Annotated in this window: 13 protein-coding genes and 1 pseudogene; 13 read left to right on the top strand and 1 reads right to left on the bottom strand. The window is 66.9% G+C overall.

Translation table 11 applies throughout. The features are described from left to right. Nucleotides 1–106 precede the first annotated feature (106 nt). Nucleotides 107–1,513: an amidase gene (locus SX243_16220; protein MDY7094517.1), complete on the bottom strand. Its 1,407-nt coding sequence runs from the start codon at nt 1,511–1,513 to the stop codon at nt 107–109. Between the two features lie 549 nt (nt 1,514–2,062). On the opposite strand from SX243_16220, the gene SX243_16215 reads away from it, so the two are divergent. From SX243_16215 to SX243_16155, 13 genes and pseudogenes are all read left to right on the top strand, one after another. Further along, nucleotides 2,063–3,469 carry an NADH:flavin oxidoreductase gene (locus SX243_16215; protein MDY7094516.1) on the top strand — a complete coding sequence of 469 codons (1,407 nt, stop codon included), beginning with the start codon at nt 2,063–2,065 and terminating at the stop codon, nt 3,467–3,469. Continuing rightward, nucleotides 3,466–3,696 carry a hypothetical protein gene (locus SX243_16210; GenBank protein ID MDY7094515.1) on the top strand — a complete coding sequence of 77 codons (231 nt, stop codon included), beginning with the start codon at nt 3,466–3,468 and terminating at the stop codon, nt 3,694–3,696. Before SX243_16215 ends, SX243_16210 begins: the two co-directional genes overlap by 4 nt. Before the next feature lie 11 nt (nt 3,697–3,707). Continuing rightward, entirely contained in the window at nt 3,708–6,044 is a 2,337-nt protein-coding gene (locus SX243_16205) for a hypothetical protein (protein MDY7094514.1), read from the top strand. A gap of 27 nt (nt 6,045–6,071) precedes the next feature. Continuing rightward, entirely contained in the window at nt 6,072–8,744 is a 2,673-nt protein-coding gene (locus tag SX243_16200; protein ID MDY7094513.1) for a hypothetical protein, read from the top strand. 3 nt (nt 8,745–8,747) lie between these two features. Further along, nucleotides 8,748–10,655, top strand: coding sequence for a GMC family oxidoreductase N-terminal domain-containing protein (locus tag SX243_16195; protein ID MDY7094512.1), 1,908 nt, complete (start codon nt 8,748–8,750; stop codon nt 10,653–10,655). Beyond that, nucleotides 10,652–12,226 (top strand): cytochrome c, encoded by a 1,575-nt coding sequence (locus SX243_16190; protein MDY7094511.1) that lies wholly within the window; start codon nt 10,652–10,654, stop codon nt 12,224–12,226. The genes SX243_16195 and SX243_16190 overlap by 4 nt, the downstream gene beginning before the upstream one ends. Before the next feature lie 14 nt (nt 12,227–12,240). Continuing rightward, nucleotides 12,241–13,716 carry a cytochrome c gene (locus tag SX243_16185; GenBank protein MDY7094510.1) on the top strand — a complete coding sequence of 492 codons (1,476 nt, stop codon included), beginning with the start codon at nt 12,241–12,243 and terminating at the stop codon, nt 13,714–13,716. 45 nt (nt 13,717–13,761) lie between these two features. Next, nucleotides 13,762–15,513 (top strand): hypothetical protein, encoded by a 1,752-nt coding sequence (locus tag SX243_16180; protein ID MDY7094509.1) that lies wholly within the window; start codon nt 13,762–13,764, stop codon nt 15,511–15,513. Between the two features lie 4 nt (nt 15,514–15,517). Continuing rightward, on the top strand, nt 15,518–17,173 hold the full coding sequence (locus SX243_16175; protein ID MDY7094508.1) for a GMC oxidoreductase: 1,656 nt from the start codon (nt 15,518–15,520) through the stop codon (nt 17,171–17,173). A gap of 30 nt (nt 17,174–17,203) precedes the next feature. Continuing rightward, a complete protein-coding gene (locus SX243_16170) occupies nt 17,204–21,211 on the top strand; it encodes a hypothetical protein (GenBank protein ID MDY7094507.1) in 4,008 nt (1,335 codons plus the stop codon). 243 nt (nt 21,212–21,454) lie between these two features. Then, a pseudogene (locus tag SX243_16165) lies at nt 21,455–21,769 on the top strand (NAD(P)/FAD-dependent oxidoreductase). Between the two features lie 169 nt (nt 21,770–21,938). Then, entirely contained in the window at nt 21,939–22,226 is a 288-nt protein-coding gene (locus SX243_16160) for a hypothetical protein (protein ID MDY7094506.1), read from the top strand. Next, nucleotides 22,227–22,560: NAD(P)/FAD-dependent oxidoreductase (locus tag SX243_16155; GenBank protein MDY7094505.1), on the top strand; the 334-nt coding region annotated here is incomplete at its 3' end.

The following is a 22,560-nucleotide window of genomic DNA, read 5'->3' as shown; positions in this document are numbered from 1 at the left end:
CCTGGCTCTCCTGGTTGCTGGTCCACATCTTCTTCCTCATCGGCTTCCGCAACCGCTTCGTCGTCCTCTTCGAATGGACCCGCGCCTACCTCACCTACCTCGGTTATCAATTTGCCAGGCGCCAGCCTCCGTGAGCCCGCTCCAGCTCAGCCGCTACCGCGAGCGCCACCTCGTCCTCGCCGGGACCCGCGACCACCTGGACGGCAAGGGGCAGACCGCGTCGGTCGGAACCGACTGGCACCACCGCCGCCGGCAGGCCCATGGCGTTGAACATCGTGGTGTAGGGAGGCCGCACGGCCACCGTCCAGATCCAGTGGTGCCTGGGCACTCGAGTGGTCAGAACCGGACACAAGAGCACTCCGCCGTTACCGAGATACTCGAGAGTTTGGTTTCGGTAGTGTGCGAGCCGTTCGAAGCTGGCGAGACCCCGCATCTGGCTGGCCAAACCCAAGAGATCGAGGGAGCAGACGAAGCCTAGAACGTGGGGCGAAATCCGCCCCCGCCCCGCCAAGTTGCGAACGACCTCCCGCCACAGCCGGTAGGGGCGACCGCCTCCGAGCGCCGTGCGCAAGGCCGGGTGGCCGTACCGTCGGATCAGCCCGACGTAGATGTAAGCCAGCTCCTTCAGCGACAGGTCGTCCGCCGGAACGACCTCCATGCCGGCCTCGCGCAGAGTCTCCGCGGCGAGATCCACGGCCCGGACCACCTCGCCATGGACCGGCAGCAGCAAGCGGTTGAGCGATACTGTGCAAGATCTCCCGCTGAGCCCAATCGAGCCGACGTCCCGGACCGGTGTCTTTGACAGCACGCGAAGCGCCAGGGTCAGATCCTCAATCCGCCGCGCGAGCGGCCCGGCGGTGTTCCAGCCGTCGAGCTGCGGTGGAAACTGCGGCAAGTGGCCTCCGGTCGGAATCCGGCCGGCGGTCGGCTTCAGGGCCGTGCAGCCGTTGGCTGCCGAGGGGATTCTCACGCTGCCCGCCGCGTCGCTGCCGAGCCCCAGCGGCGATCCGCCGGCTGCGATGATGGCGCCCTCGCCCCCGCTGCTTCCCCCAGCCGTGAAGCCTCGACGGTGCGGGTTGTGGGTCCTGCCAAACAGCAGGTTGTGGGTCTCTCCCGACCAGCACATGTCCGGCATGTTGGTCTTGCCGAGGATGATCGCGCCGGCGCGGCGTAGCAGGCGCACCGGTTCAGCGTCCTCATCGGCGATGTGATCTCGCAGGTACCAAGAACCGCCGGTCGTGCGCACGCCCGCAACCGGCCAGCAGTCTTTGACCGTGATCGGAACTCCGAACAGGGGCGGCAGGTCGTCCTCGCCATGCTCGTCGAGCATGCGCTGGGCTCGTCGGGCCTCGTCTCTCGCGCGCTCAAAGGTTGGAGTGACCACGGCGTTGAGGCGACGATCAACCTTCTCCATCCGCCCAATGTGCGCAGCCACGACCTCGACCGGACCGACCACACGCTGGCGGATGGCGGTCGCGATCTGGCTAGCGCTCATCTCGAAGAGGTTCGTCATCGATTGCCACCACTCAGGTTAGCCTAAATCTGCAAAACCTATCCATCCTCATCCCCTTGGTATGTCACCTGGGGTGCGAAACAGAACCCATCACCGGGGCAGCTGACCTCAACGATCTTTCAACGGTGCGCTGTGGCCGCTGGTTGCGCCTCGCGTCGCAATGCTGCCGGTCTTCGCCAAATTGGCCCCACGGCCCAGCCATCAGCTACCCGCAAAACCCCTCGGTCTCAGCTCAAGACCTCAACAGGACCCATTGCCTTCGACAGGTGGCGAATTCCGAGCACGACCTACTCACTTGCCAGCAAGCAAGCCAATACTCTATAGTGTTTAACATATATCAATTGAATTTCTGAAGCGCCTCTCGCCTGAACATCTGAAGCGCTATCGGACTCCGCGCGGATTTACCACGTCGATTGTGATGATCGAGGTTCCGATTCGTCCGCTGTTGCGCCGCAGCGCAGCTACGGAGTTCGTGGTTCCGGCGTGAGCCGTGCCGCGAAGTCCCTCGAGCCATCGAGACTGACGATTCTTGGGAAGGGGGTTCGCACCATGAGCCAGGACCCGATCTTCGAGCCGCTGGAGTTTCGCAACCTGACCGTCAAGAACCGGTTGTTCCGCTCCAGCATCTCCGGGCGCTGGGACAACTACAACGGCTCCGGAACCCAGGCGCGCATCAACTGGGAAGAGAAGTTCGCCCGCGGCGGGATCGGGGCGATCATCTCGTCGTTTGTGCCGGTCCATCTGCGGGGGAGGATCCTCCCCAACTACGCAATGATCGACGACGACGACAAGATCCCCTTCTGGCGTGAGGTGGGGCGCACCGTTCACCAGCACGACTGCAAATTCATCATGCAGCTATCCCACTCGGGTCGCCAGCGGGACGTACCCGGAGTGGAAAACTTTATGGACCCGGGACTGTCGTCCACCGACAGCATGGACACCTTCCACGGGCTCCTGTGCGAGGCGGCGACCAAAGCGGAGATCGAGACCCTGGCGCAGTACTTCGCCCAGGGCGCCCGGCGGGCGCGGGAGGCCGGGCTCGACGGCGTCGAGCTCCACGCCTCCCACGGGTATCTGTTCACCCAGTTCCTGTCGTCGGCCATCAACGACCGCAAGGACGAGTACGGTGGATCGCTCAGGAACCGTTACCGCTTCCTCCACGAGGTGATCCTCGCCATCCGGCGCGAGGTGGGCGACGACTTCCATCTCCAGGTCAAGATCAACGCCATCGACGAGAACAACGCCCTCTACCCGTGGGAGAGGAAGGGCAACGGGCCCGAGGAGTACCTCCAGATGTGCAAGTGGGTGGAGGAAGACGGCGCTGACGCGCTCCACGTGTCGGCCGGCAGTCTCTTCCCCCACCCCCTGGTGCCCCCGGGGGGCTTCCCGCCCGACGAGCTCAACTGGTGGTACGGCGGCATGTCGTCTTCCGGCGTGCGAGGCTTCCTGAACTACTGCTTCTTCCACTTCAAGATTCTCCGGCCGATCTTCCTGGCGCTCTGGAACCGGACGAAGAAGAAGTACCCGGTCGAAGGGGTGTCGATGACACTGACCAAGCCGATCAAAGAGGCGGTGTCGATCCCGGTGCTCAACACCGGCGGCTACCAGGACGGGGCGCTCATCCGCCGCGGTCTCCAGGAGGGCTACTTCGACGGCGTCGCCATAGCCCGGCCGCTGATCGCAAACAACGATCTGCCGAAAGTCCTCGCGTCGGGCCGGGATCTGCCGGAGCGCCCCTGCACCTTCTGCAACCGGTGCCTGATCAACGCCATCGCCAATCCCCTGGGCTGCTACGACCTGCGCCGATACGAGAGCCACGAGGAGATGGTGCGGGAGGTGATGACGGTCTTCGATCCGCCCCAATTCCCCGGCACTTCAAGGCCCTCGGTGGATATGTCGGGCGGATCCGGCGGGAGCGATCCTTCGGGGCCATCCGGTGAAGGGGGTGTGGCGTGAGCGGCACCAAGCCCACCGAAACCCACGCCATGAGCCCCGACGAGGCCAGGGCCCAAGGCATCGCCGGGGTCGCCGGCACCGCCCGCACCCGGACCGGCGCGGGGGTGGTCGAAGACCTGGTCTTCGAGACCCCGATGGATATCCGGGAGCTGCGCACCCGGCGGATTATCTTCTGGGGCTCGCTCCTGGTGCTGGCCGCCTTGGTCGTCTACCGGGTCGCCACCTGAGACCTGCCGCCGTGCCCCAGCGCCCCAGGATCTCGATCATCGTCGCGGTCGCTTTGGCCGCCGCCGGCTTTCTCGCCGGTTGCCGGGATGGCTGCGACGTGGTGGCAACGTCGGTCGAGGCGCGGAGCGATCTGTCAGCGGACGTCTCGTACCTCGAGGCGCTGCGCCAGGCGGCGGGGCCGGAGGCGGTGGAGAATCTCGCGGCGGCGGGCGCCGACTACGCCGCCTGGACGACGAAGCGGTTGGAGGAGATCCGTTCCGCCCCCTGGTATCGGGCGCGTCCCGAAGAGGCGAGCTGGTCCGACGCCGCCTGGCTCGGCCGGGACACCTGGTACCACTGGACCGGCGGCAACCAGCACACCTGGCGGGATCTCGCCCAACGGAGCGGCGGCCGGCTGGACCTGCTGCGCCTGCTGGACAACCGGCTGTTGCCGCGAGGCGAGCGGTTCGAACGCTTCGGTCTGATCAACGACCCGTCGGGCCGCGCGCCGGAGGTGGGAAAGGAGGGCGCCTGCGTGCCGGACGCGTACGGGCTCTGTCTGGACTCGATCGACGAGCCGGACGTATCGCCCGAGACCGCCCGTCTCCTGGGCCGGCCGAGCGGGGTGATGGGGCTGCGGATCTTCGACAATCCCCAGTTCGACCCGGACCTGTGGGACGCCGGGCGGCCGTTCGAGCCGGTCGATGGCTGCACCCCGGGCCGGCGCACCGAGTGGGACGAGATGTCCGCCGCCACCAACGCCGCCCAATCCCGGGGCGACTGCTACCAGCCGCCGTACCTGGTGGGCCTCTCCTGCGGCTTCTGCCATATCTCCTTCGACCCGGAAAGCCCCCCGGCCAACCCCGCCGAGCCCGGCTGGGAGAATCTCACCGGCCACCTGGGCAACGTCTACTTCCAGGAAGGGCCGCTCTTCGCCTGGATGCTCGACTTCGACAGCCAGGTCGGCGACCACGCCTTCTACACCGACTACTTGCTGGCCCAGCCGCCGGGCACGAGCGACACCTCGAGGATCGCCACCGACGATCTCGACAACCCGGGGGCGATCAACGCTCTCTACCGCCTGGACGCCCGCCTCGGGGTAGCCTCCGCCGAGGAGTTGCCCCACGGCGGCTCGGCTCCGGTACCCACGGTGCTCAAGGACGGCGCCGACTCGGTGGGCCTCGAGCTGGCGGCGCTCCGGGTCTACGTCAACATCGGCATGCTGGGCAACCTCTGGCTGGCGGACCACGATGCCTACTTGCTCCTGGGGGGCACGCCGCGGAGCCAGCGCCCGTTCACCATCGGCCAGGCCATGGTCACCCCGGGCTACGACGGCACCCTCTGGTGGGACGCGACCCAGGCCCGGGCGGGGGATCTGGTGACGTACCTCATGTCCGGCAAGAGCCCGAAGCTCGAGAATGCCCCCGGCGGCGGCGCCCACCTGACGGCGGGGCCGGAGGAGCTGGCCCGGGGACGGCGGGTGTTTGCCGACCACTGCGCCGCTTGCCACGCGAGCCAGCAGCCACCGGTGGACCCGGAGATCGCCCCGGACACCTGGCGCCGACAGATGCGCGCCCTGGTGGCGGATCCGGACTTTCTCGACCGTGACTTCCTGGCCGACGACACGCGCCATCCGGCGTCCGCGGCGGGGGTGAATCTGGCCCGCAGCATGGCCACCAACGCCCTCGACGGCCGAGTCTGGAACGACTTCTCGTCCCTGGCCTACAAGGGGTTGGAACCGTTGCCGGCGATGGAGCTACCGCATCCGTTCGTGGAGGGGGAGACGGTCACCTTCTGCCCGCCGGCCGGTGGACGCGGCACCTACCGCACCGCGTCCCTGGTGGCGCTGTGGGCGACGGCGCCCTTCTTCCACAACAACTCGGTGGGCCGCCACGTCCACGACCCGAGCGTCGACGCTCGTCTCCAGGCCTTCGAAGACGCCGCCAAGCAGCTCCTGTGGCCCACGCGGCGCACCGGGCCCGACGGCACGCCAGGTCCCTACGTCAAGCGATCCGGCGACTACGTCACGTGGCTGCCCCTGCCCAGCGAGGTCACGGTGCCGGTACCGCCGGGATATCCGATCAAGATGCTCGGGAATCTTCCGCTCCACGATCTCGCCGAACGCCTGCCGGCGCCGCTGGCCGAGGTGCTCCAGCCGGTCAAAGGCGAAGAAGTTCGGCGCCACCGGGAGCGGATCGCCCGGGAGCTACTGGACAACGACCGTCTTCGAGGACTGCTCCGGCGGGTGATGCTCGAAATGAACAGTGCTCCAGACTTCATCGAAAACAAAGGACACGAACGAATCGTGGCTGGGATCGAGAGCGACGCCGACAAGCGGGCCCTCATCGAGCTCATGAAGACTTTTTGAATGACGGGAAGCAGGGGGAACAAGGTTATGAATCGCAAACTCAAGAGCTGCCTGATTATCGTCGTGCTGGTGATTGTGCTGGGGCTCTCGTTCTTCGGGATCAAGGGCTGCATCGACGCTATTCCCGAACAGGACGAGGCGATGGCAGCGGGCCTTACCAAAGCCGACTTCGCTCAAAGCCAGAACGAGCCCGACTACTTCGCCGACGCCGATGGCGGCATCGAGCTCACCCCCGCCGAGATCCGCGGCCGCAACACTTGGTGGGTGTGGACCGGCGGCAACCAGGCTTTCTGGGACTACCTGGCCAACCACAGCTTCGGCACCCACGACCTGCTCAAGACCATCTCTTCGTTCCCCTGCTCGCCTGACGGCCGGGCAGCGGCGCGGAAGTATGAAGCCTCCTACCAGGGGGCGACCAACGACGGCTATGGGGACTACCATGCGGCGGTCCCCCCGGGCGGCTACGGCGAGGACTACGACAAGGAGTACCAGGGCGCCTGTTCCGACACCATGTATCCGGAGTCAGGCCGGCCACCCTACCGCTACTACGACCGGGACACCCGCTTCTGCTTCACGGGCCTGATCAACGAGCCCGGATTCACCCGCCCCACGGCGCCCGACGAGCACGGCCTGTGTCTCGACCAGGTGACGACCGCCGACGACCCCTTCGACGAGCAGGTCTACGGCCGGCCCACGGGGATCATGGGTCTGCGCCTGTTCCCCAACCCCAACTTCGACGACGAGGCGCGAGAGAACTGGGATCCGATCCGCTACTACACCGACCCCTCCTACTACAGCGACAACGAACTCGTCCGCCCCTACCGGGTGGGCATGTCCTGCGGCTTTTGCCACATCAGTCATCACCCGCTGCACCCGCCGGAGGACCCGGAAAACCCCACCTTCGCCAACATGTCGGGCACCATCGGCGCCCAGTACTTCTGGTTCGGCCGGGTGTTTGGCTCGAACGTGACCCCGGACAACTTCGCGTGGCATCTGCTGAACGCCCAGCTCCCGGGCGCCGTCGACACCTCCTTCCTGCCATCGGACAACCTGAACAACCCGCGGGCCATGAATGCCATCTTCGACGTGCCGGCGCGCCTGGCGGCGGGCAAGCGCTTCCATCAGGAGGTGATCGACGGTGGGGCGCTCTATCTCCCCGAGGTGCAGCAGCACATGAACGGTGACGTGGCGGAGCTCGGCGTACCCCACATCCTGTGGGACGGCGCCGACTCGGTGGGCATCGACGCGGCGCTGACCCGGGTCTACATCAACATCGGCGAGTACCACCAGGAGTGGATCAAGCACATCCAGCTGATCATCTCGCTCAACCCCTTCAACCCCCAGACGCCGTTCACGGTGAAGGCGGCGCAGGAGAACTCTGTATTCTGGCAGGCCACCCAGGACCGGGCGGCGGATATGGCGGCCTATCTGATTCGCGCCGGCTACCGCTACAACCTGGCCGGCGTGGACACCGGGCCGGGAACCGAGGCGGAAGAGCCCCAGGCGGCCGAAGCCATGGCCGAAGAGGACGTGGACGAGGAGGCCCTGGCCTCGGCAGAGGTGGGTCGCCGGGGAGCCGTCGTCTTCGCCGAAAACTGTGCCCGCTGCCACTCGTCCAAGTTACCGCCCGACCTGCCCGGCATGGACGGGGGTCTCGACTGCGCCGGCGAGAACTGGCTCCAGTGCTGGGCCGACTACTGGCAGCACACGGAAACTGCTGAATTCAAGCGGGCGATGACCGAAATGGTGCTCGCCCCCGAATTCCTCGAGAACAACTTCCTGTCCACCGACGCCCGCATCCCGGTGCACCAGCCGCTCCTCGAATGGGACGCGCCCCGGGGCGTGCCCGCGGAGGTCGCGGCGCGCTACCGGGCCGAAAACCCGGATCTGTCGGACACGTTGATCGAGCACCTGGAGCGCTCGCGCCTGCGGGGGCTCGCCACCGGCGCCCTCGAGAGCGAGATCTGCAGCGCCATGGCTACCAACGCCATGGAAGGACATGTGTACGACAACTTCGCGTCGCGCTCCTACAAGAGCCTGCCGGCGGTGGGCACGGTGGAGCTCTACGATCCGGTGGGGGACCGCCTGTTCGACTTCGAGACCCCGGGCGGCGGCCGCGGCTACCAGCGGGTGCCGTCGCTGGTCTCCATCTGGACCACGGCGCCGTTCCTCCACAACAACGAGGTGGGCACCTTCACCGGCGACCCGTCGGTCGAAGGGCGCCTGTTCGCATTCGACAGCGGCATCCGCGAGCTGCTGTGGCCGGAGCTGCGGGACCACAACGTGACCCGTACCCGGGAGACCACCTACATCAAGGTCAACAAGGCGGCCATGCCCACCCTGGTGGGCTGGACCGCGGGCCTCGCCGGACTGACGGAAGACGGCAACATCCAGATCGGTCCGGTGCCCGACCGCACGCCGGTCAACCTGTTGGCCAACCTGCTGGTGGACAACAGTGACGACCGGTTCAGCACCTGGAGCCTGCTGAGCGGCGTGCGGGGCCTGGCCAAGGATCTCAAGAAGATCGGCAAGGAAGGCCTCGACGACGCCCAGGCGACGGAGCTGCTGCGGAGCAACGTGCCGACGCTGATCGATCTGTCCCACTGTCCGGACTTCATCACCGATCGCGGCCACTACTTCGGCACCGATCTGTCGGACGCGGACAAGGAAGCTCTGATCGAGTACCTAAAGACGCTCTGACCGATGGTTGACTTCGACTACATCGTGGTGGGCACGGGAGCCGGAGGCGGTCCGGTAGCGGCCAACCTGGCCGAGGCCGGGTTCCGAGTGCTGGTGCTCGAGGCCGGCGGCAGCGACGAGAACCTGAACTACCAAGTGCCCGCGTTCCACCCCAACGCGTCCGAGGACGAGGCGACCTCTTGGGAGTTCTTCGTCCGCCATTACGAAGACCTCGCCCAGCAGAAGAAAGACTGGAAGTTCACCGAATCGGAAGACGGCGTGTTCTACCCCCGGGCCGCCACCATCGGCGGCTGCACGGCCCACAACGCCATGATCCTGGTCTATCCATCGAACGGTGACTGGGACCGAATCGCCGAGGCCACCGGCGACCGGTCCTGGCGCGGCAGCAGGATGCGCAAGTACTTCCAGCGCCTCGAGGACTGTCGGTACCGACCCGTCTGGCGTTGGCTGCACAAGCTCTTGCGGTTTGACCTCACACGCCACGGTTTCCGCGGCTGGTTGCCGGTGGAGGAGGCGGACCCGAAGCTGGTGCTCCAGGACAACGAGCTCTACAACGTCTTCAAGCGTTCGGCGCTCTGGAACCTCTTTTCCGCCCGCAACTGGTTCGTGGCTCTCTTCAGAATCGCCTTCTTCCTGGTCACCCTGGGGGACCCCAACACCTGGTGGGCGGTGCGCAAACGCCGGGAGGGCCTCCGCCAGATGCCCCTGACCCGGGACCGGGGAGCCCGAGCGGGAAGCCGGGAGCGGCTGCTGGCGGTGCGCGAGGCCCACCCGGAGAACCTCAAGATCCGCACCGGAGCGCTGGTCAGCCGGGTGCTGTTCGAGGACGACCCGGACGGCACCCCGCGGGCGGTGGGGGTGGAGTACCTGGAAGGCCGGCACCTCTACCAGGCCGACCCCCGGGCGCCCAGAGACGGCGCTCAGGCCGGAGACGGAGGAGCCGGCGGCACAGTGCGCCAAGTGCGGGCCCGCCGCGAGGTGATCCTGGCCGGCGGCGCCTTCAACACGCCTCAGCTGTTGCAACTGTCGGGGGTGGGGCCCCGGGAGCTTCTGGAGCGCCACGAGATCCCGGTGCGAGTGAGCTCGCCGGGCGTCGGCAAGAACCTCCAGGACCGCTACGAGATCTCCATCGTCTACGAGATGAAGGAGCCGTTCGCCGCTCTCGCCGACGCCACCATGCGACCGCCGGAACCGGGGGTGAAGACCGACCCTGCGCTCGCCCAGTGGAAGGAGCACCGCTCCGGCTTCTACACCACCAACGGCGGGGTGCTGTCGATTCTCAAACGCTCCGACCCGGCCTGCAAAGACGCGGATCTATTCGTCTTTGCCCTGCCGACCGACTTCCGGGGTTACTACCCGGAATATTCGACCCGCACCCAGGAAGCGAAAAACAAGCTCACCTGGGCGGTGCTGAAGGGCTACACCCACAACCCGGCAGGGACGGTGGAAATCGTCTCGGCTGACCCCCGGGAGCGGCCCCAAATCGATTTTCGCTGTTTCGACCCGGACTGCGATCCGGAGGGCAAAGACATGGCGGCGATGGTCGAAGGGGTGCGCTTCATCCAGAGCATCGCTTGCGGCTCGAACAAATACATCCACCGGACGGCGTGGCCGGAAAAGCCTCTGGAAACCGACCAACAGATCGAAGACTACGTTCGCGACGAAGCCTGGGGCCACCACGCCTCCTGCACCTGCAAGATCGGCCCGGACGACGACCCGGAAGCGGTGCTCGACAGCCGTTTCAACGTCCGCGGCACCCGGGGCCTGCGGGTGGTGGACGCCTCGGTGTTCCCCCACATCCCGGGGCTGTTCATCGTCTCGGCCATCTACATGGTGGCCGAGAAAGCGAGCGCCGTGATCCTGGAAGACGCCAAGGCGGCGGACCGCAACCGAGCGGGAGGTGAGACATGAAGCAGGAACAGCCCCACACCAAGACCAGCACCGAAACCCTGACCGACGCGACCCACGAGAGCCCCGTCGACCGCCACCAGACCAAACAGCGGCGCAAACTGCTGATCGCCCTGGCGGTGCTCGCGGTGCTGATTCCCCTGGCGCTCATCGCCCACCGGTTCCGCGCCGACGTGCCGGTGGACTACGAGAACCCGGTGGAGCACTTCAAGTGGGGCTCCATCGGCAGCGAGCCCGGCGGCAGCCTGGTCAATGCCGCCGGGGGGCTGCTGCCACCCTATGAGATCTTTCGGGTGTTGCCTCAGGTGTGCCCCGACATGCTGCCGGGCGAAGGCTACGCGTCCCTGGGTTTTCTGTTCGAGAACGGCCACGAGATGCCCATCGGCGTGTCCCGGCGCCAGCGCCTCGGCTTCGACCAGGTGGGGCTCAACTGCGCCGTCTGCCACACCGGCACCGTGCGCGCCTCTCCCGACGACGAGCCACAGATCCTCGTCGGCATGCCGTCCCATCAGCTGGCCCTCCAGGACTTTTTCCGCTTCGTCCTCGATTGCACCCTGGACCCCCGATTCGACGCCGACAACCTGCTGGGCAAAATCGCGCAGGCGGGCACCGATCTCAACGCCTTCGACCGCTTTCTCTTCCGTCTGGCGGTGATCCCACGGACCCGCGAGCAGACCCTCCAACTCCAGCGCCAGCTCCGGCTGATCATGGGCGACGAGGTGACCGCCTGGGGCCCGGGCCGGGTCGATACCTTCAACCCGTACAAGGGGATGCAGTTCAACTGGCAGTTGGAGCGGTTGCCGATCGCCGAGCTGACCGCCGCCTCGGACTTTCCGTCACTGTGGAACCAGAAGCCGCGGGAAGGCATGGACCTCCACTGGGACGGCAACAACTCGTCGCTCATGGAGCGCAATCTCTCCGCCTCCCTGGGGGCGGGCGTCACCCCGGTAACCATCGACCACGAACGCCTGACCCGGGTGCGCGAGTGGGTGTACGAGCTGCCACCGCCCGAGTACCCGTTCCCCATCGACCGGGATCTCGTCAGCCGCGGCGAGGCAATTTACCGGGTCCACTGCGTCGCGTGCCACGCCGACCACCGGTTCAAGGAAGGCATCGTCACCGGCGACCGGGTGGGCAAGGTGGAAAAGCTCGCCGACGTGGGCACCGATCCCTATCGCCTGAGCTCCTACACCGAGGTGTTCGCCGCCAACCAGTACACCCTCTACCCAGACTCCGAGTACCGCTTCACCCATTTCAAGAAGACCGACGGCTACGCCAATCAGCCGCTCGACGGCATCTGGGCCCGGGCACCGTATCTCCACAACGGCTCGGTGCCGACGCTGCGCGCCCTGCTCGACCCGCCAGAGGAGCGGCCAACGGTGTTTTACCGCGGCTACGACGTCTTCGACCAGGACGACGTGGGCTTCGTCTGGAACGTCCGCCGGGAGGGCAGCCGGGAGTATTTCCGCTATGACACCCGTCTGCCGTCCAACAGCAACTCGGGGCACCAGTGGGGGACCGATCTCCCGGACGCCGACAAGGCGGCGATCGTCGAATACATGAAGACCTTCTGAGAGAGGAATCCGACATGACCCAACACCGTCGATCGAAGGTCTGGACCGCCCTCTTGGTTCTCGTCGGGCTGGCCGTGCTCGTCGGCCTCCTCGCCTGGTGGCATCTCTTCCGCCAGGTGCCCCAGGAGCTCGCCGACGACTCGTTCGAGGAACGCTACAAGTACGGCTCCATCGGCACGGAAGACGCCGGCGGGGTGCCGTACTGGATCTGGCTGGTATTGCCCAAGATGTTCCCCGAGTACCTGCCGAATCCGGGCGGCTACGCAGGCCTGGGGTTCCCCTGGGAGCAGGGCCGGGAGCTGCCGGTGGGATTTTCGAAGCGCACCATCGGCTTCGAACGAGTCGGCATCAACTGCGCTCTATGCCACGCCGGCACGGTGCGCAAGGAAGGGGACGTCACCGCTCGCCTCTACGTGGGCGCTCCGGGCACCACCCAGGACATCCTCGCCTACCAGCGGTTCCTGTTCGCCTGCGCCGCCGATCCGCGCTTCACCGCCGGCAACATCATGAACGCCATCGGTCAGGTCACCACGCTGTCGCCAAGGGAGCGGTTGCTCTACCGCTTTGTGCTGATTCCCCAGACCCGGAAGGAGCTTCTCAACCTAAAGGCCGAGTTCGAGTGGACCAACTCCCGGCCGGACTGGGGGCGAGGGAGAATCGACCCCTTCAACCCGGTCAAGGTAGCGATCCTCGACGTCGACCCTGGCGACACCATCGGCAACTCCGACATGCAGCCGATCTGGAACCTGGCGGACGAATCCGGCAAGGGCCGCGCCTACCACTGGGACGGCCTCAACACCTCGGTCCACGAGGTGGTGGTGTCGTCGGCCCTGGGGGACGGGGCGACGGAAGAGTCCCTGCCCATGGACTGGCTGCAGGAGGTCGAGAACCATTTCCTGAACCTCCCCGCGCCACCCTTCGACGAGCTGTTCCCCGACCAGATCGACCCGGACCTCGCCCGCGCCGGCAAGGCGGTCTTCGCCCGCGCCTGCGACGACTGCCACGGCCCCCGGGGTGAGACCACCGGCAAAGCGCTGCCCTTGTCGGACGACACCTGGCGCGACGAGTTGGGCGACCACCGCACCGACCCCCACCGGGCCCAGATGTGGACCCAAGAAGCGGCCGATGCCTACAACCGCCAGCAGGCGGGCCCCGAGGGCAAATTCCAGCACTTCCGCTCCACCGGCGGCTACGTGTCGGTGCCGCTCGACGGCCTGTGGCTGCGGGCGCCCTACCTTCACAACGGCTCGGTGCCGTATCTCGACGAGCTGTTCCTGCCGCCGGCCGAACGTACCGAGAGGTTCGTGCGTGGCTACGACGTCTACGACCCGGAGCGCATGGGCTTCGTCGCGGAAGGCGAAGACGCGGCGCGCCTGGGCACCATCTACGACACCTCGGAGACCGGCAACTCCAACCAGGGCCACCTCTGGGGGACCGATCTGCCGGGCGAGGACAAACGAGCCCTGCTCGAATATCTGAAGACCCTCTGACCAAGCTCGACGAGTGCCCCGGAGTCACGGGGAAGGAGACACCGGATGGACAACAAATACGCCAAATGGTTCCGCCGCTCGGTCTGGCTTGGCATTCTGGCCGACTGGGCGTTGGGAATCCCCACCATCTTCGCCCCCGAATGGGTGCTCGACATCCTGGGCTTCCGGCAGACGGGAGACCCTATCTGGACCGCCTTCGCGGCGCTCCTGGTGGTGCTTCTATCACTGTTCTACATCCCCGGGGCGAACCAGCCCTACCGGTACAAGTTCAACGCCTGGCTGGCGGTCTTCGCCCGGCCGCCGGGAGTGATCTACTTTCTAGTCCTCCACCCGGGGACCTACCCGGCGTTCGGCATCCTGGACGGGGCGCTGTTCCTGATCCAGCTCCCGCTGCTGCTGCTGACCATGAAGCACCAGCCGAAGGCATCGGAAGTCGGCGAGCTCTATCCGGACGCCAACCAGGCCAAGCGTGGCACCCGCGAGCACGCAACCCGCTGGCTGAAGATCACCCTCTGGCTGGGGATCATCGCCGACTGGGCGCTGGGGATCCCGGCCATCGTCGCCCCCGGCCAGGTGCTGGAGCTGGTGGGCGCCCGGGCAACCCTGGACCCGGTCTGGACCTCCTTCGCCTCGATGATCCTGGTGCTCCTGTCGCTGTTTTACATCCCCGGAGCCAATCGGCCGTACCGCTACCGGGCGAACGCCTGGCTGGCGGTGTTCGCCCGGCCGCCGGGGGTGATCTTCTTCTTGGTGCTCTGGCCCGGGGCCTATCCCCAGTTCGGCATCCTGGACGGGTCGCTGTTCCTGCTCGAGCTGCCGTTCCTCTTGATGACCATGCAGATCCTGCCGTTCTGGCGCTTCAAGGACCGCAACGTCTTCCGCTACACCGGCACCACCTTCCGGACGGTGCGCGACGGCACCTGGAGCAACCCCTACCCGGAAAACCCCAAGCAGCCGAGCCTGGGAGTCTCGACCTTCTTCCAGTTCCTCAACGACTCCGCCCGGAACATGCACGACCACCGGGACATCCGGCCGGTCTACGACAAGCTGATCCACGGACACGGGGTGGCCTACACCGGGGTCTGGGAGATCGACGACTCGGATTCCAACACCTTCACCGGCTGGTTCGCCCCGGGGAGGAAGGGTCTGTTCCTGGGGCGGATGTCCGTGGCGGGCCTGTTCGTCGACCAGGGCAAACCGCGGTCCCTGGGCATGGGGGGCAAGGTCTTTCCCACCATGGACCCGGACCAGCACGTCTGGCCGGGCAACTTCGTCCTGGTGAGCCACCTGTCGGGCTCGTTCGACAAGCACGTGCTGGACATCGAGATGACCAACTACCCGACGATCGGCCTCGACCCGATCGCCAACACCATCAACCGGCTGATCTTCCGCATGTTCGACACCCGGCCGGGCTATCGCCAGCTCTATCCCATCTCCACCCTCGGGGTGGCGCCGGGCGAGCCGGTGGTGACCCCCGATCTCATGCGCGTGATGCCCGCCCCCGGCACGCCGCGGGTGGACAAAGAAGATTTCCGCGACGAGATCCGTCTGCGCAACTACCCCGACGGTCAGCTGGTGATGGATATCGAGGTCAAAGCCCTGGACGCTGAAGACTGGACACGCATCGGCAAGATCACGCTCACCGACGACGTGGTTTCCGAAGGGTCCGACAAGCAGCTCCACTTCTGGATCCCCAAGGACATCCCGAACTTCGAGGGCGGCGTGGCGCCGACGGGGATCTCCGGCACCAGCGGACCCTCGGCTCTGCCGCCTTCCCCCTACACGGGGACGGAGTAGAGTCATGGGAGATCGCCCCGAGCGCTTCGACGTTATCGTCATCGGCACCGGCTTCGGCGGCGCGGTCGCCGCCTGCCGTCTGGCGGAGGCCGGGGCACGCACCCTGGTGCTCGAGCGTGGCCGCCGCTGGACCCCGGCCACCTACCCGCGCACCTCCCACGATCCGTGGCTCTACCACGCCCGCCACCCGGAAAAACACCACGGCTGGCTGGACTTGCGCTTCTTCCGCGGCATGGCGGTGGCCCAGGGGGCCGGCGTCGGGGGCGGGTCGCTCTGTTACTCGTCGGTGGTCATGGAGGCGGACGCCAACATTTTCTCCGACCCGTGGCCGCCGGAGATCACCTCCAACGAGCTGTCGCCCTACTACGCCCGCGTCGCCCGCATGCTCCGGGTGCGGCCGATCCCGGACAAACAGCGCACCCATCGGTTCGACCTGCTGCGGCGGGCCGCCAAGGCCCGGGGCTGGGGCGACCGGTTCGAAAGCGTGCCGCTGGCCGTCAGCTTCGACGACGAATACCACTACGGCCTGCCGGACCCCATCGACACGAAGCACTCGAAGCGCTTCACCAACGATCAGGGAGTCGAGCAGGGGACCTGCGTCCATCTGGGCAACTGCGACATCGGCTGCGACGTCCACGCCAAGAACACCCTCGACTTGAACTACATCCCGGCCGCCGAGGCGAAAGGGGCTCAGGTGCGCCCCCTCCATCTGGTGCGTTCCATCGAGCCGCAGTCGCCGCGTTCGCCGAACGGCAGCGGCTATCGGGTCCATTGGGACCGCATCGAGGGCGGCAAGCTCGTCGCCGGCTCGGCCGATGCTGAGCGGGTGGTGGTGGCCGCCGGCTCTCTGGGATCGACGGAGCTGCTGCTCCGCTGCCGGGACGAGCACGGCACCCTACCCCATGTCTCCCGGACCCTAGGCCACGGGTGGAGCGGCAACGCCAACTTCCTGGCCCCGGCCCGTTATCCCCGGGACGTGGAAGTAAACCAGGGGATCGGCCCCACCATCTCGGCCGGTTTGAGCTTCATGGACGGCTCTCAGGGTGGCACGCGGTTCTACGTCGAAGACGACGGCTTCCCCAACGTATTGCTCGAGGCGGTGCGCTCGCGCCTGTCGGCGGGCGGGAACGGCTTTTTCGGCCGGCTCCTGGCTCAGCGGCTCCGGGGAGAGCTCGAAGAGCGCCTGGATGACGGCCCCCTCCAGCGGGGCTTCGACGAGAAGAATCCCACCCGCCAGCTGATGGTCTGGCTGGGGGAGGGGATCGACGGTTCCGACGGCCGCTTGAGACTCCGGCGCCGCTGGTTGGCCCCGTGGAAGAAGGAGCTCCACCTGGACTGGGATCTGACGGCGTCCCGGGGGGTGATCGACGCGTTGATCGACGTCCACGAGCGCCTGTCGGAGGTCGAGGGTGGCGAGTACCGGCTGCCCCTCTGGTGGCGTCTCAAGAAAGCCCTGGTGACGGTCCATCCCCTGGGTGGATGCGCCATGGGCCGAAGCACTGACGACGGCGTAGTGGACCACCGGGGCGAGGTGTTCGGCCACCCGCGGCTCTATGTATCCGACGGCGCCGTGCTGCCGCGGCCCACGGGGCGGAATCCGTCGATGACCATCGGCGCCCTGTCGGAGCGCATCGCCCACCTGATGACCCAAGCGAGCTGACCGACCCGGAATTGAACAGAGGGGACAGCCATGAGCCGGAACCGTACCGCCGACGAACGAGCCTGGAGCTTTCGGGAGCTGCTCGACCACGAGCTCGCCGCCATCGACGCAGGCCGGGCGCTTCGCGGCCGCGGTGCCGGAGGCGACGATCCCCACTCCTCGGACACCTCGGACGACCCGGCCGGGGACGCCATCGAGCGGGCCCACCGGGCGCGCCTGACCGGCTTCGCCGTTTCCGGCGGCGGCATCCGCAGCGCCACCTTCAATCTCGGGGTCATCCAGGGTCTCGCCCGCCTGAGGTTGCTCTCCACCTTCGACTACCTGTCGGTCAACTCCGGCGGTGGATACATCGGCAGCTGGCTGTCGGCGTGGATCCACCGGAAAGGCCTGGCAGACGTGGAGAAGGCTCTGGACCAAGATGCCTGCCGCCACGACGGGTCCACCGACACCGAGGCGGAAGCGCCGGACTCGGGCGCAGGAGACACCGCCCCCTTCGAAGACGCCGGCAAGGCCGACGAAGGCCAGGGCGTCGAAGCCGGCCCGGTGCGGTTTCTGCGTCAGTTCAGCAACTACCTGACCCCCCGGGCGGGGCTGTTCTCGGCCGACACCTGGACCCTGGTGTCCACCTATGTGCGCAACCTGCTGCTCAACCTGGTGGTGGTGGTGTTCATCCTGGGCGTCATCCTGCTGCTGCCCCGGCTCCTGCTGCTCCTGTCGCGGAGGTTTTCCCGCAACGACGCTTACGAGCTCGTCTTCGTCGCCGTCGGCTTCCTGGCGGTAGCGATCATCTTCATCGGTCTGAACCTGGCGGAGATCTTTCCCGAGAAGAGCCACCGCTGGCCGGCCTTCGCCCACCAAGGATGGATCCAGTGGCTGGTGGTGCTGCCGCTGTTTGCCGCCGCCTGGTTCGCCGCCCTCTGGCTCTGGTTCACCGAAGCCGGAGCGCTGGCGGAGGTGGACGGCGCGGTGGACGGCCACCGGGACCTGCTCCTGGGTCGCTGGCTGGGGGAGCGACCGCTGTTCGGCTGGTACCAGGATCTGGGGCTCGCCCAGCCGGTGTTCGAACCGGTGGCCTGGGTGCTGCTGGCGGCGCTGCTGTACTTCGGCATCTGGGCCCTGGGGGGGTTACTCTACTGGCTGGTCAGCACGGTGCGCCAGACGAAGCGGCCGCCCCACGCCGGGACGGTCTGGCGGGCGGTGGTCGTCTCGGCCCCCATCGCCGGCGCCGTCGGGGGTCTGCTCATCTACACCCTCACCGCCACCGCTTCGGGACTGGAGGGGATGCTCGAGGCGGAGTACCGCACGGAGCTGTGGCACCTGCTCCACATCAACGTCTGGAAAGCGCCGGGGATCATCGTCGTCTTCCTCTTGACCGGCTTCCTCCACACCGGCCTCATGGGCCGGTCGTTCCCGGATTCGCTGCGCGAATGGTGGAGCCGCCTGGGCGCCTGGATGATGATCTACGCCATCACCTGGGTAGGTCTGGCCGGCATGGCTCTCTACGGGCCGATCCTCCTGGCCCTGGCCGGCGAGTGGGCATTCAGCCTGTTGACCGCCGGCTGGGCTGGCACCACCGCTGCGGGTGTGGTGGTCGGGCGGGAGACCGCGCAGCGGGCGCGCCCCGGCACGGCGTCGGCGCTGCGGAACTCAGGCAAGCTCCAGCAGATCGTCACCGCGGCGGCGCCGCAGATCTTCATCGTCGGCACCCTGGCCCTGGTGGCCCTGGGGATCCACGTGATCCTGTCCCCCAACGCTCCCGAGCAGACCGCCCATCCCTCGGCGGTCGCCACCGACACCCCATCGCTAGGCATGGTGGGCGGGGCTCTGGCGACCCAGAGCCTGAGCTCCGAGTGTGAGCAGTTCTTCTGGGCCTCGAACGACAACTCCTCCGAAAACCCCGGCGGCCGGACCTCGGCCAGCCGGGTGCTCCAGTGCCACTCGGAGCGGGCGTGGAAGGGCACCACCCCCGGGCGCACCCTGGGGCTCCTGGGGCTGCTGGGGTTCGGCGCCTTGGTGTTCTCCTGGCGAGTCGACATCAATGAGTTTTCGATGCACCTCCTCTACCGCAACCGTCTCCTGCGGGCCTACATGGGGGCGTCCAATGATCGCCGCCAGGCCCAGCCGTTCACCGGCTTCGATCCGGACGACGACCTGGGGCTCGCGAGCTTCATGCCGGGCCAGGGCTACGACGGCCCGTACCCGATCCACAACGCCTGCCTGAACCTGGTAGGTGGAGAAGAGCTGGCCTGGCAGCAGAGGAAGGGAGCGTCGTTCGTCTTCACGCCTATCGCCACCGGCTTCGAGGTCCACAAAGGCGAGGACACGGACACCCTCGAGTCCCGGGGTTTCCGGCCCACGGAGCAGTACCAGCAGACGGACCGCGGGATGACCATGGGCACGGCGGTGGCGATCTCCGGCGCCGCCGCCAGCCCCAACATGGGGGCGGCGACGACGCCGGCCATGGCGTTCCTATTGACGGTGTTCAACGTGCGCCTCGGCTGGTGGCTGGGCAACCCGCGCCACAAGAAGACATGGCGGCGCATGGGGCCGCGGGTGGGGGCGGCGGCCTTGCTGTCGGAGCTGTTCGGCTCGACGGACGAAAGGTCCCGCTACGTCTATCTGTCGGACGGTGGCCACTTCGAGAACCTAGCCGTCTACGAGCTGGTGCGGCGGCGCTGCCGGTTGATCGTGGCGAGCGACGCGGGGGCGGACCCGGAGTCCACCTTCGAGGACTTGGGGAATTCGATCCGCAAGTGCTGCACAGACTTCGGCATCGAGATCGACATCGACACCCGGCGGATCTTCCGCGACCCAGACTCCACCCACAGCGAATGGCACTGCGCGGTGGGGGCGATCCGCTACGACAAGGTGGACCCGGGGGCGTCGCCGGGACTGTTCGTGTACCTGAAAGCGAGCCTCACCGGCGACGAAGCCCGGGATGTGCTGACCTACGGCATCGAGTCGCCCACCTTCCCCCACGAGTCCACCGCCGACCAGTGGTTCGACGAGTCTCAGTTCGAGAGCTACCGCAAGCTCGGCGAGCACGTGGTGATGAAGGTTTTCGACCGGGCCGACGACGACGTGGGCACCATGTCCCAGGAGCGCCTCATGGTGCGCCTGCGGGAGGCCTGGTCCCCGCCGTCGGGGGCGCCCGAAGGCGCCTTCACCTGTCAAGCCCGAGAGCTCGACGACCTCTTCGAACGCCTGCGCAAAGACGACCGGCTCCATTTCCTGCTCGCCCAGATCTACCCGGAATGGCGGACGCTCATGAGGCATCTACCGGAGCGCCGCCAGCGCCCCCGGTCGGGGACCGGCCTGTGGCTTCCGGGTCAGGCGGACGAGATGGTCGCCGGCTTCCTGTTCTGCCACTCCCTGCTCCAGGTCATGGAGACGGTCTATCTGGACCTAGGGCTCGAGGACGAGTTCGAGCACCCGGACAACCGGGGCTGGCTGAACCTCTTCCGCCACTGGACCTGGTCGGGGATGGTGCGGGCCACCTGGGGTGTCACCGCCGGCACCTTCGGCGCCCGCTTCCAGACCTTCTGCCGCCGCCGGCTGGGCTTCGTGCCGGGGCAGGTGCTGGTGGAGGAATCCGACCTGACGGCCCCGGAGGCCGTCCTCGACCGGCTGCGGAGCGAGGACGCCATCAACTTCCTCGAGGCACGCCTGGTGCGCGAGCTCATCGATAACATGACCGGTGTCGAGAAGCCGGACCGTTTCTTCCTGCTGCGCGTGGCCATCGACCCGCCGGTGACGGGCGGCGAGGAGGACAGCGCGGTGGAGGGCCTGCGGTTCACCTTCGGCATCGCCCTGGCGCGGGGCGATGCGCTGATGTATCTGCGCGTCCAGGATCATCTGCGCCACATGGGTCTCGGCCGCAAGGCTTTATTGCTCCTGGTCGAAGAGCACGGTCTCCAAAGGCTGGAGCCGCCGGCTCCCGACCAGATGCCCGACTTCTGCCAGAGCCAGCCGGGGGAGGCGAAGATGGGGGCATTCGAGAGGATGTACCGGTCGGTGCGGGCGGAGGTGGGGGAATAATTGAGCGGAGGTGCAGAAGCCTTGGTCGGCCCCGACCGCGAGACGCCGAGCTAAGGTGTCCACCAAATCGGAGGAGGGTCAACCTCGCTTCAAACTGTTTAGAGGCGGTTGGAGGAGAGAACCGGGGCGATTCCCGCAAGCGTAGGTGGGTCAGAGGAAGTTTGCTGAAAGGGTCAAAATCCGATTGTTGCCGACACCTGCCACCCTACCCGCCGCGCCCTCAGAAACCAGCCGCCGAAGCCCTTCGTCTACCAGGACAAAGGCTCCATGGCCACCCTCGGCCGCAAGTCCGCAGTCGCCGTCCTCGGCAAGCTCCGCCTCTCCGGCTTCCTCGCCTGGCTCTCCTGGCTGCTGGTCCACATCTTCTTCCTCATCGGCTTCCGCAACCGCTTCGTCGTCCTCTTCGAATGGACCCGCGCCTACCTCACCTACCAACGCTCCGCCCGCCTCATCCTCCACGACCCCGCCGACAAAATCGGCCCCCACGAGGACGAAGCCCAATCCGACGAGCCCCCCGAGCCGGCGGAGAGCTCGAATCGGGAGGCTTCGGGGGAGTAGGAGCTCGCCGTCGCTGAGCGGGGCGCGTCCCCGCGTGAAAAGGCAAGCATGCGTCCTCTATTAGTGACGCGGAGGGCGAAGCGCCGGCGCCCTACCGTAAACTGCAATGCTGTCTTGCTAAAATCTCTGCAGAGAAGAATATGCCGATCCTCAAGCGCGCCCTTGCGGTATGACTTCTGACTCCAGACCTCTGAGGTACGTTCATCTGGGACCTCAACACCGGCCAACAGGGAAGACGCGGCATTCCCTTGGAGCGAGTGAGCTGCCTCCTCCAACTGAACTCCGGATCGTCCAGTACACCGAGGATCCCGGCTACTACCTTCTCTATTTCGACGACCAAGGCGAGGAGCTGACCGACACCTACCATGACTCGCTGAACGAGGCCATGGAGCAAGCTGAATGGGAGTTCGGAGTCCGGCCCGAGGACTGGCAGACGTTGGATCTCGACGTGCAGTAGGTGGTCGAGCCGGACTTCTCCATCCCCGGCCACCCGGAGGTCGCCATCGCCGTTGACCTGGTGCACCTGGAGCAGGACGGCGAAATGATCCCCGGCGTCGCCCCCGCCGCCATCCAACAAGGCGAGCACGCCGCCGCCAACGTCCGCCGCGCCCTCCGCAACCAGCCGCCGAAGCCCTTCGTCTACAAGGACAAAGGTTCCATGGCCACCCTAGGCCGCAAGTCCGCAGTGGCCGTCCTCGGCAAGCTCCGCCTCTCCGGCTTCCTCGCCTGGCTTTCCTGGCTGCTGGTCCACATCTTCTTCCTCATCGGCTTCCGCAACCGCTTCGTCGTCC

It is taken from the genome of Acidobacteriota bacterium (assembly GCA_034211275.1).
Classification (GTDB): domain Bacteria; phylum Acidobacteriota; class Thermoanaerobaculia; order Multivoradales; family JAHZIX01; genus JAGQSE01.
The sequence above is the reverse complement of the archived record's forward strand: the minus strand, read 5'-3'. Positions and strand labels throughout refer to the sequence as shown.